Annotated in this window: 12 protein-coding genes; 9 read left to right on the forward strand and 3 right to left on the reverse strand. The window is 64.1% G+C overall.

What is annotated here, in order from left to right:
* Positions 1–116: 116 nt before the first annotated feature.
* The 3 genes from C2U70_RS28760 to C2U70_RS28770 form a co-directional block, all read right to left on the reverse strand.
* A complete protein-coding gene (locus C2U70_RS28760) occupies positions 117–776 on the reverse strand; it encodes a hypothetical protein (RefSeq protein WP_140982011.1) in 660 nt (219 codons plus the stop codon).
* Positions 777–897: 121 nt separating this feature from the next.
* The gene (locus C2U70_RS28765) at positions 898–1,587 is read right to left on the reverse strand and encodes a class I SAM-dependent methyltransferase (protein ID WP_140982012.1); all 690 of its coding nucleotides are present in this window, start codon (positions 1,585–1,587) and stop codon (positions 898–900) included.
* Between the two features lie 35 nt (positions 1,588–1,622).
* Positions 1,623–2,675: a glycosyltransferase family 4 protein gene (locus C2U70_RS28770; protein WP_140982013.1), complete on the reverse strand. Its 1,053-nt coding sequence runs from the start codon at positions 2,673–2,675 to the stop codon at positions 1,623–1,625.
* 271 nt (positions 2,676–2,946) lie between these two features.
* On the opposite strand from C2U70_RS28770, the gene C2U70_RS28775 reads away from it, so the two are divergent.
* From C2U70_RS28775 to C2U70_RS28815, 9 genes are all read left to right on the forward strand, one after another.
* Positions 2,947–3,666, forward strand: a complete 720-nt coding sequence (locus C2U70_RS28775) for a L,D-transpeptidase (RefSeq protein WP_140982014.1) — start codon at positions 2,947–2,949, stop codon at positions 3,664–3,666.
* A gap of 118 nt (positions 3,667–3,784) precedes the next feature.
* Positions 3,785–4,147, forward strand: coding sequence for a c-type cytochrome (locus tag C2U70_RS28780; RefSeq protein ID WP_246666893.1), 363 nt, complete (start codon positions 3,785–3,787; stop codon positions 4,145–4,147).
* Between the two features lie 169 nt (positions 4,148–4,316).
* The gene (locus tag C2U70_RS28785; protein WP_186294532.1) at positions 4,317–5,138 is read left to right on the forward strand and encodes a dienelactone hydrolase family protein; all 822 of its coding nucleotides are present in this window, start codon (positions 4,317–4,319) and stop codon (positions 5,136–5,138) included.
* An 8-nt stretch (positions 5,139–5,146) separates the two neighbouring features.
* Positions 5,147–5,665 carry a GNAT family N-acetyltransferase gene (locus C2U70_RS28790; RefSeq protein ID WP_140982017.1) on the forward strand — a complete coding sequence of 173 codons (519 nt, stop codon included), beginning with the start codon at positions 5,147–5,149 and terminating at the stop codon, positions 5,663–5,665.
* Entirely contained in the window at positions 5,662–6,510 is an 849-nt protein-coding gene (locus C2U70_RS28795) for an SMP-30/gluconolactonase/LRE family protein (RefSeq protein WP_140982018.1), read from the forward strand. Before C2U70_RS28790 ends, C2U70_RS28795 begins: the two co-directional genes overlap by 4 nt.
* 108 nt (positions 6,511–6,618) lie before the next feature.
* The gene (locus tag C2U70_RS28800) at positions 6,619–6,825 is read left to right on the forward strand and encodes a hypothetical protein (RefSeq protein ID WP_140982019.1); all 207 of its coding nucleotides are present in this window, start codon (positions 6,619–6,621) and stop codon (positions 6,823–6,825) included.
* Between the two features lie 8 nt (positions 6,826–6,833).
* Positions 6,834–7,415: a Fic/DOC family protein gene (locus tag C2U70_RS28805; protein WP_140982020.1), complete on the forward strand. Its 582-nt coding sequence runs from the start codon at positions 6,834–6,836 to the stop codon at positions 7,413–7,415.
* 88 nt (positions 7,416–7,503) lie between these two features.
* On the forward strand, positions 7,504–9,072 hold the full coding sequence (locus C2U70_RS28810; protein WP_140982021.1) for a DUF4403 family protein: 1,569 nt from the start codon (positions 7,504–7,506) through the stop codon (positions 9,070–9,072).
* A 309-nt stretch (positions 9,073–9,381) separates the two neighbouring features.
* Positions 9,382–9,812: ABC transporter ATP-binding protein (locus C2U70_RS28815; protein ID WP_186294533.1), on the forward strand; the 431-nt coding region annotated here is incomplete at its 3' end.

Genomic DNA, 9,812 nt, shown 5'->3' on the forward strand with positions numbered 1-9,812 from the left:
CGGCCTCTCCCCGCACGCGGGGAGAGGCGAAGAAGCCCCCAAGACGTGGATGCCCGGGACAAGCCCGGGCATGACGTAAGCAACAGACATCGGAATGCTTGGATCGTGCAGCACGCTTACGCGTGCTGCTCTTCGAGCGTGGGCTCGGCGATGAGACCGAGCGTGTGCTCCGGCATCAGGTGCAGGCCGGGGTCCATCAGCTCGCCGCGGAGCAGCGCAAGCGGCGCCTTGCGGTAGAGCATCAAATCGTGGAAGGGATCCGTGAGGATCTTGGTCATCCAGACCAGACCCGTCTCGACGTCGCGGATGAAGAACAGGTGCACGGTGCGGAACAGGAGACCGCCGCCGCCGACCACGAGCCAGATCTTTGCGACTTGCCGCATGAAGTCGGTCGCGCCAGCCCAGGGCGTGAACAGGCCGAACAGCGTCGGATCGACGAGCAGCACCAGCGGCGACAGTGCCCAGATCGACATCAGCACCACCTTGCGCTGAAGGTTGTAGCCGACCTTGATCTCTTCCTTGTGCTCGTGGGTCGCCTGGTTGACGTGGTCATAGCCCTTCGGCTCGAAGAAGAAGTGACCGGCCTGGCGCGAGGTCATCGAGACCAGCCATCCGACCAGCGCCGAGATCACGGGATCGACGAACAGCCAGACATAAGCGAACAGGAAGCTCGCCGCGCTGATGAAGTGCAGGCTCTGATTGATGCGGCTGTGGTGATAGTAGCGATGGTCGTCCCAGCGCTGGATCTTCAATTGCTCGAGGTAATTCTTGATCATTGTCACCCCCAAAAAGGTCTTCGGATCCGGGATACAGAGATTCGATGTAGCTGGTGTGACATCATCATCATGTCATGTGACTGATTGCAGCGACGCGCTGACGCACACGAGCCACGGCGGCTCACGCGGCTTTGGCGATGTCGATCTTGCGGAAGCGCACCAGCGAGAAATGGCCGAGCGGCGGAATCAGGCGGCGCTCGGCAAGCTCCATGCCATTGGCGCCCGCGAGCCATTTTGCGTAGCGCGACCAGGCGAACTCGGCGGTACGGAAGCCGAGCGGACGCACCACCGGCTGCAGCCGCTGCTCGATGAAGCGGCGCATGCCGGCATCGGCGCTGACGCGGGTGAGGATGATCAGCTCGCCGCCGGGGCGCAGCACGCGCGCGAATTCGTCCAGCGCGATCTCGGGGTTCGGCACCGCCGTGACGACATATTGCGCCATCACGACGTCGAAGGAATTGTCGGGGAATTCCAGCTTCTCGGCATCCATGACCGCGAGACCCTCGACATTCTTCAGCTTCAACTCGCTGACGCGGCGGCGGGCCTTGTCGAGCATGGCCTCCGAGATGTCGGTGCCGAAGACGCGGACATTGCCCGCATACATCGGCAGCGAGATGCCGGTGCCGACGCCGACCTCGAGCACGCGGCCGCCGATCTTGTTGGTGGCCGTGATCGCCGCCTGCCGCCCCTTGGCGAACACACCGCCGAACACGAGGTCGTAGACGGGCGCCCAGCGGTCATAGGCCTGCTCGACCGTGCCGCGGGTGAGGTCGAGTTGCTGGGTGCCGTCAAGGTTCATGGTCTTGGCCATCGCTAAGAATCTCGCTGTGATCAGGTTAAGGGGTTTCAGCCACGCACGGGCTGCCGTGCCAGCACGGGCGTGGGACGCAGCACACGGCTGGGCTGGAGTGAGGTGAGATTGCCGACGAACTGACGCGCGCTGTTCTCCCAGGAGCGTTCCAGCGCAAAATTGCGGCAGGTCTCGCGCGACATGGTGAGCGCGCGCAGACATGCGGCGCGCAAATCATTGTCGATCGCGCCGATCGGGTGATCGGCAATGACGTCCTTCGGCCCCGTGACCGGAAACGCCGCAACCGGCGTGCCGCAGGCCAGCGCCTCGAGCTGCACCACGCCAAAGGTGTCGGTGAGGCTCGGAAACACGAAGACATCGGCGGCGGCGAGATGCGCGGTCAGGTCCGCGCCCTTCTTCTCGCCGAGGAAGACGGCATCAGGGTATTTCTTCTCGAGCTGCGCCTTCTGCGGCCCATCGCCGACCACGACCTTGGTGCCGGGCAGATCGAGCGAGAGGAACGCCTCGAGGTTCTTCTCGACGGCCACGCGCCCCATGGTCATGAAGATCGGCCCGGGCAGATCGAGCTGCGCAGGGGAGTCGGGGTGAAACAGCGTGGTGTCGACGCCGCGCGTCCAGAAGCCGAGCCGCTTGAAGCCGCGCCCGGATAGCTCCTGCCGCAGCGAGGCCGTGGCGACCATGGTCATCGCGGCAGCATCGTGGAAGTGACGCAGCACGGCGTAGCCGACACTGTCGGGGATGCCTGATCGCACCGAGACATATTCCGGAAAGCGCGTCGTGTAGGACGTGGTGAACGAGAGCTTGCGGCGACGGCAATAGGCCCGCGCGGCCCAGCCGATCGGGCCTTCGGTCGCGATATGCAGCGCCTCGGGCGCGGCCTTCTCGATCCGCCTTGCGATCTCGCCGCGGCTCGGCAGCGCGATCCGCAGGCCCGGATAGGTCGGCAGCGGCAGCGACGGAAAGCCGTCCGGCGTCAAAAAGTCGATCTCGACGTCGAGCGCCCTGGCGGCCTTGGCGAGCGAGGTCAGAGTTCGGACAACACCGTTGACCTGCGGATGCCAGGCGTCGGTTGCGATTAATACCCGCATGGGAAAATCCCGAGAGTTTGATGATTCTCGGTTTTGGACGTTCAACCATGGATATTTCAGGCGTGTGACGTCACATAAGTGTCGGCACGGCTTTTTGTTGGGGTCAGCACCCGCCCAGCCATGAAACCGTCATGAAACAAACCTTGCCGCGACGAAACCTTTTTCGCGCGATCACGCAAACGTCCCGAAACGTTTTGCCGTTAGTGATTTAGGCAACGGAACACCGCACGGGCCGCGGTGATCAAAAATCCGATCCATACAGGGGCGATCAATGTTGAATCTGGACACGTTCAAGACGTTTTCGCGCGCCTTTGCTTTCGGCGCCGTCGCGGTCTCCGCCATCGCATTCTCCGGGACGGCCAAGGCCGCGCCCGTGCAGCTCTTCCCGCTCTTCGCGCCGCCGCCCGGCTACGCCGCGCCGCAGCCGCAGTTTCAGCCGTTCCAGCCCTTCCAGCCGGCTTACCAGCAGCCCTATCAGGCCTCTCCCTCGGAGGATCAGGACGCGGTCGAGATGCCGGCGCGCTTCCGCCGCCAGACCGTGAGCTACGCCACGCGTGAAGCGCCGGGCACCATCGTGATCGATACGCCCAACACCTATCTCTATTACGTGCTCGGCAACGGCCAGGCGATCCGCTACGGCATCGGCGTTGGCCGCGACGGTTTTACCTGGTCCGGCGTGCAGTCGGTGACCAAGAAGGCCGAGTGGCCGGATTGGACCCCGCCGCCGGAAATGATCGCTCGTCAGCCCTATCTGCCGCGCCACATGAGCGGCGGCCCCGGCAACCCGCTCGGCGCCCGCGCCATGTATCTCGGCGGCACCATCTACCGCATCCACGGCACCAACGCCCCCAACACGATCGGCCAGCGCGTGTCCTCCGGTTGCATCCGCCTGACCAATGAGGACGTCACCGACCTCTACTCCCGCGTCAACGTCGGCACCAAGGTGATCGTGCTGCCGCAGACCGACCGCCGCGCCGATCTTTCGCGCTAACGGCAGAGACATTCTGACGCGAGCGGCCCCGGAACCCTCCGGGGCCGTTTTCGTTTGCATGATGCTTAGGCGGACAAGGCGCGCAACCCGAGAGGCGCTCATGCGACAGCTTCTGGCAATGGTGGTCGGCGGACTGGGCTTGGTCTCGTCCGCGCACGGCGGCCTTGCCGCCGACGAAGCCGCGCAGCAGGCCTTCAACAATTCTTGCCGGACGTGTCACACCGTGAAGGAAGGCGACAATCGCCTCGGCCCCAATCTGCACAACATCATCGGCCGCAAGGCCGGGTCGCTGTCCGACTACGCCTATTCCTCCGCCATGAAGGACGCCGGCTTCGTCTGGGACCAGGATAAGCTCACGCGCTTCATCGCCAATCCGGATGAAATCGTCTCTGGCAACAGGATGAGGCCGTATACCGGGCTCTCGGGCGAGGAGGCCGACAAGGTGATCGCGTATCTGCAATCCGCGGGCGAGAAGCCGTAGGCGCAGCTAACACCACAATGTCGTCCTGGCGAAAGCCAGGACCCATTACCCCGAATGCATGTTGTTAGGGCGATGTGTGGCCAAAACGACCTAACACCTCACGACTGGTGGTAATGGGTCCTGGGTCGCGCTCGCCACTGGACAACGCTTCGCGTTGCCAGGAGCTCGCTTGTCCAGGACGACGTCGGGGTGTGTTGAAGCATCGCAATCGAAGGTTGCCTCGAGACAACCCCTATGGTCTGTTCGTCCGGCGAAGGACGACAGAATGAACAAGACGATCCTCAGCTATCGCGACGGCGTCACCGCGCTCCAGGGCCTCCTCGTCAGCACCGACGCCACCAGCAGGCGGCCAGGCGTGGTCCTGTTTCCGGATGCGCGCGGCATCGGCACCCATTCCATCGCTTGCGCGGAGCGGCTCGCCGCGCTTGGCATTGTCGTGCTCATTGCCGACCTCTACGGCGAAGGCAAAACGGCGCCCGACGTGCCGCAGGCCATCGAACTGATGAACGACTTGCGCGCGGACACTGCGCGCTGGCGCGAAAGAGCAGAAGCGGCGCGCAATGCGCTGGCACAGCACGACGCCGTCGTCCCCTCGAAGCTCGCAGCGATCGGCTATTGCTTCGGCGGGACGACGGCGCTGGAGCTGGCACGAACCGGCGCTGCACTGTCCGCCGTTATCAGCTTTCACGGTGGTTTCCCGAACGAGCGGCCGGAAGATGCGGCGAACATCAAGGCGCGGGTTCTGGTTTGTCACGGAGCCGCGGACGCGCTCGTATCTCTTACACAGCTCGCAAACTTCGAGCGCGACATGCGTCAGGCCAGCGTGGACTGGCAGGTCCACGTCTACGGTGGCGCGGCTCATGGCTTCACTAATCCGGAGCTGATCGGCGCGGGCCTTCCGGACCTCGCCTATCACGAGGCCGCCGACCGCCGCTCATGGGCCGCCATGCTCGCTCTGCTCGAAGACGCTTTTGCGGTCACGCTGCGTTGACGACTGCCATGCCGCCCACCTCAGACATTCGCATCCGCTTGCTGACACCGGCTGACGCCGCGCTCTTCCGGCTCATCCGGCTGGAAGCGCTCGAAGTCAATCCCGAGGCCTTTGCCAGCACGCTCGAGCGCGAGCGCGACCTGCCCGTCACCCAGTTCGAGCAACGGCTTGCGACCGCTGACGTGTTCGGCGCCTTCGTCGACGACACGCTGATGGGCGTCGCCGGCTTTCGCCGGCACGACGGCAGGAAGTCGGCGCACAAGGCGGATCTGTGGGGCATGTATGTGCGGTCGGCGGCGCGAAAGACCGGCCTCGGAAAACGCCTGATCGATGCAGTCCTGGCGCATGCGGCCGAGCGGGTCGAGCAGCTTCACCTGACCGTCATCAGCGACAACGCTGGCGCCGTGCGTCTCTACGAAAGCGCGGGCTTCGTCGAATATGGCCGCCTGCCGCGCGGCCTCAAACAGGACGGCTGGTACTCCGACGAGATCCTGATGGCGAGATTTTTCACAGGGAGTGACCGATGAGCGAGGCGATCCTCAAAACCGTGTTCGACGGCGGCAAATATTTCGAAGCCCCGCGCTGGCATAAGGGCCGGCTCTGGTTCGTCGACTGCATGGCGCGCACGCTGCTGAGCATCGGCCCGTCCGGCGACAGCGAGCAGCATGCGACCTTCGACGACACGCCCTGCGGCACCGGCATTTTGCCGGACGGACGCCTCATCGTGCTGACCATGTTCCGCAAGCAACTCCTCGCCTTCGCCGACGGGCAGCTCTCGCTTTATGCCGATCTCTCCGACATCGCCACCGGCACGATCGACGACATGATCGTCGACGGTCTCGGCCGCGCCTTTGTCGGCGACCTCGGTTTCAACCTGCCGCCGCCGCCCGATCGCGGTGCCGATGGCCGCATCATCCTGGTGACTACAGATGGCGCAAAGCGCGTCGTTGCGGAAGGCTTGCGCTTTCCGAACGGCATCGCTGTTACGGCCGATCACAAGCGCCTCGTTGTCGCCGAGATGGACGGCGAATGCCTCGCCGATTACGACCTCGCTGAGGACGGCAGCCTTCATCTCCGCCGCAAGCTCGCTTGCGGCAGGGAGCCCGACGGCATCTGCCTCGACCGTGACGGCGCGGTCTGGGTGGCATCCTATGGCGAAGACGCCTTCATCAAGGTCGATCGCGACGGGGTGGAGCGGCAGCGGATCGCACTCGAGGGGCGCCGCGGCATCGCCTGCGCGTTCGGCGGCGCAGATCGAAAGACGCTGTACTGCATCAGCGCGGTCACATCGCCGGGATTGCTGAGACAGCGCAAATCGTCTGCGCGCATCGACGTCGTCGAGGTCGAGACGCCGGGATCGGGTTATCCGTAGGAGAGAATGGTGGCAGAGCCTCGCGGAGATTCTCGCATTGCCTAAAAGCCACTTCCGCCGAACGGTTCTCAAGTGCAAAGCGGCGCGCGACGTGATATGATTCATGCTATGTCGAAGAACAGAAAACCAAAGACAACAAAGACAAATGGTGGCGCCAGGGTCGTTATCGGCCGCGAGCGCTTTGCCAAGATCAGCGCCGTCGAGGGCATCCTGCCGTCTGCCGGGATGAAGAAGCGCGTAGCTCAATTTGATCGCGAGGGACTATCGGCGGCCGCACGTCGCCGCGAAATCATCAAGGCCCACAAGAAAGGATAGCTCCTCGCATGTACGATGCCGTTGAAGACCCGTATTGCTATCCGGGTACGACGGTCCTCAAGAACAAGCTGGATATCAGGACGCAGCAAGGGCTCGATGCTTTCGAAGCGGAAATTGCCGCGCAGCGCGCCGAAGAGCCGTTGCCGGTCGGCCGGCTCACTTATTCCCACTATCGCGCCATCCACCGCCACCTGTTCCAGGATGTCTACGCTTGGGCAGGCAAGATTCGCACGGTGAGAATCTCAAAGGGCGGCAGCATGTTTTGTTACCCCGAGAGCATCGATCGGGAAATGTCGAAGCTCTTTCGGGAGCTTTTGGATCAGAACCACCTGAGGGACACGACCCCCGACGGCTTTGCAGGCAAAGCCGCTCACTTCCTCGCCGAACTCAACGCTATCCACCCGTTTCGCGAAGGCAACGGTCGCACGCAATTGACTTTCCTGGCGCTCCTTGCAGAGAAGGCCGGTCACCCCCTCGCGATGGAACACCTCGTCCCCGAAATAGTCCTTCAAGCCATGGTTGACAGCTTTGTCGGGAATGAGAAGCCCTTGGCCAGGGTCATTCGCAGTCTCCTGAAAAGCGGTAGCTAGCCGCCCCAATTCCACCCCATCCATGCGCTCTAGCGCGGCCCTCGCCTGCCCTGTAGAATCCTGAACCGAGGGGCCGGCCGGGGGATTGATGCGTCTGAATTTGAACTTGAAGACTGTGCTGATCGCGCTCGCCGTGATCGCGGTGTCGTTTTTCATCAGCCTGAAGGCCATGGACTGGCTGTCGCCGCGCGGCACCGGGCCGGCGCCGGCCGTCGCGCAACTGCCACCGCTGCCGCCGGCCGCGCGCAGCTCCGTGGTGATCGCCCCCGTGGCGATCGCGATCTCGGCGATCCGGGAAGCCGCCGAGAAGAGCGCGGCGCGCAATTTTGCCGGCAAGGCCGACAACCCGATCTCGCAGATCCTGCAGAACGCCGATATCGGCTGGACGGCGTCGCGCGGACCGATCGCCGCCAGCGGCGACAAGGACGTGCTCACGCTCTCGACGCCGCTGACCGGCAAGCTGAATGTGACGGGCTCGCTATCATCGAAGGCGACCGGCGCGCTCGGCGACGCCCTCAGCGGCGTGCTCGGCAACAATGCCGCCAAGCAGATCGGCGCCGTCAACATCAAGAACCTGAACGCGTCAGCCGAGATCAAGGGCAATGTCGTCATCACGTCGCGGCCAAAACTTTCGGCCAACTGGCATCTCGAGCCCAATCTCGGCGCGCAGGTCAATCTCGGCGACACCAACGTCAACGTCGCCGGCGCCAAGGTGAACGTGCCGGCGCAAGTCAAGCCGCTGATCGACAAGACGGTCGGCGAGCAGCTCAACGCGGTCGGCGAACGCATTCGCAACGATCCGAGCCTGCGCGACAACGCGAAGGCGCAATGGGCCAAAGCTTGCCGCTCGATCCCGCTGCAAGGCTCGGGCGCCTCCGCATCGCTGCCACCGCTGTGGCTGGAACTGAAGCCGGTGCGGGCGATCGCGGCGCAGCCGCGCGTCGATGCCTCCGCCGTCACGCTGTTGCTCGGCATCGAAGCGGAGACCAAGGTCACCTCGACGCCGACCAAGCCCAATTGTCCGTTCCCCGACAAGATCACGATCGGGCCGCCGAGCGGCACCGGTGTGAGCATCGGCGTTCCCATCGACGTGCCCTTTACCGAAATCAATAAACTCGTGGCCGCGCAGATGGTGGGCCACACCTATCCCGAGGACGGCTCCGGCCCGGTGGACGTGACCGTCAAGAGCGTCACCATCGTGCCGTCGGGGGAGCGCCTGCTGATCTCGCTGCTGGTGCGCGCCAAGGAGAAGAAGAGCTTTTTGGGCCTCGGCGCAGAGGCGACCGTCCATATCTGGGGCCGGCCGATGCTCGACCAGGCGCAGCAGACGCTGCGGCTTGCCGACATCCAGCTCGCGGTGGAGTCCGAGGCCGCGTTCGGACTTTTGGGCGCCGCGGCGCGCGCCGTCGTTCCGCAGATGCAGCAGGCGCTGGTGCAGAAGGCAACGCTCGACCTGAAGCCGATCGCCGCCAATGCGCGCGAGAAGATCGCAGCCGCGATCGCCGAGTACCAGAAGACCGAGGACGGCCTGCGCGTCGAGGCCAATATCTCGAGCCTGACGCTCGCCGACATCGCCTTCGATTCCAAGACCCTGCGCATCATCGCGGAAGCCGGCGGCACGCTGAACGTCTTCGTGACCAAGCTGTCGGGGATGTGAGCTACTCGTCATTCCGGGACGCGCCCGCAGGCGCGGGCCCGGAATCCATTCATCCGCGCGACTCGTGGCGCGATGGATTCCGGGCTCGCGCCAACGCGCGCCCCGGAATGACGAAGGTGGCGACGGGCGTCCACTGCTTGCGCCGCTGGCATTCTCGTCGGAGGGTGCTAAGCTGCTCGGCACACCCCTGGAGAAGACGCTGCACAGGTGCAGCGGCAAAGAAGTTTCGACCGTGTCAGATGTTCATCGTTGGTGTTTAGGCTGATGTTGGTCCCGGGTCGAGACTCATCGACGGCGCACGAGGACGGCATGGTCGCACCGACATTGGTGCGCTTTTCCGGCATCCAGAAGACCTATGATGGCGAGCACCTCGTGGTGAAGAACCTCGATCTCGACATCCGGAAGGGCGAGTTCATCACCCTGCTGGGACCGTCGGGCTCGGGCAAGACCACCACGCTGATGATGCTGGCGGGCTTCGAGGTTCCGACCCATGGCGAGATCTACCTTGCGGACCGGCCGATCAAGAACATGCCGCCGCACAAGCGCGACATCGGCATGGTGTTCCAGAACTATGCCTTGTTTCCGCACCTGACGATCGAGGAAAACGTCGCCTTTCCGCTCTCGGTGCGCAAGGTCAACAAGGCGGAGACCGAGGCGCGCGTCAAAGCGGCGCTGCGCATGATCAAGATGGAGAATCTGGCGCAGCGGCGGCCCGGGCAGCTCTCCGGCGGCCAGCAGCA

The organism is Bradyrhizobium guangdongense, from assembly GCF_006483445.1.
GTDB lineage: Bacteria > Pseudomonadota > Alphaproteobacteria > Rhizobiales > Xanthobacteraceae > Bradyrhizobium > Bradyrhizobium guangdongense_A.

What these genes read in the sequence shown, in the direction of transcription:
- C2U70_RS28760 (WP_140982011.1), bottom strand. Translation starts at nt 776, where the DNA reads ATGATCAAGAATTACCTCGAGCAATTGAAGATCCAGCGCTGGGACGAC.
- C2U70_RS28765 (WP_140982012.1), bottom strand. Translation starts at nt 1,587, where the DNA reads ATGGCCAAGACCATGAACCTTGACGGCACCCAGCAACTCGACCTCACC.
- C2U70_RS28770 (WP_140982013.1), bottom strand. Translation starts at nt 2,675, where the DNA reads ATGCGGGTATTAATCGCAACCGACGCCTGGCATCCGCAGGTCAACGGT.
- C2U70_RS28775 (WP_140982014.1), top strand. Translation starts at nt 2,947, where the DNA reads ATGTTGAATCTGGACACGTTCAAGACGTTTTCGCGCGCCTTTGCTTTC.
- C2U70_RS28780 (WP_246666893.1), top strand. Translation starts at nt 3,785, where the DNA reads ATGGTGGTCGGCGGACTGGGCTTGGTCTCGTCCGCGCACGGCGGCCTT.
- C2U70_RS28790 (WP_140982017.1), top strand. Translation starts at nt 5,147, where the DNA reads ATGCCGCCCACCTCAGACATTCGCATCCGCTTGCTGACACCGGCTGAC.
- C2U70_RS28795 (WP_140982018.1), top strand. Translation starts at nt 5,662, where the DNA reads ATGAGCGAGGCGATCCTCAAAACCGTGTTCGACGGCGGCAAATATTTC.
- C2U70_RS28800 (WP_140982019.1), top strand. Translation starts at nt 6,619, where the DNA reads ATGTCGAAGAACAGAAAACCAAAGACAACAAAGACAAATGGTGGCGCC.
- C2U70_RS28805 (WP_140982020.1), top strand. Translation starts at nt 6,834, where the DNA reads ATGTACGATGCCGTTGAAGACCCGTATTGCTATCCGGGTACGACGGTC.
- C2U70_RS28810 (WP_140982021.1), top strand. Translation starts at nt 7,504, where the DNA reads ATGCGTCTGAATTTGAACTTGAAGACTGTGCTGATCGCGCTCGCCGTG.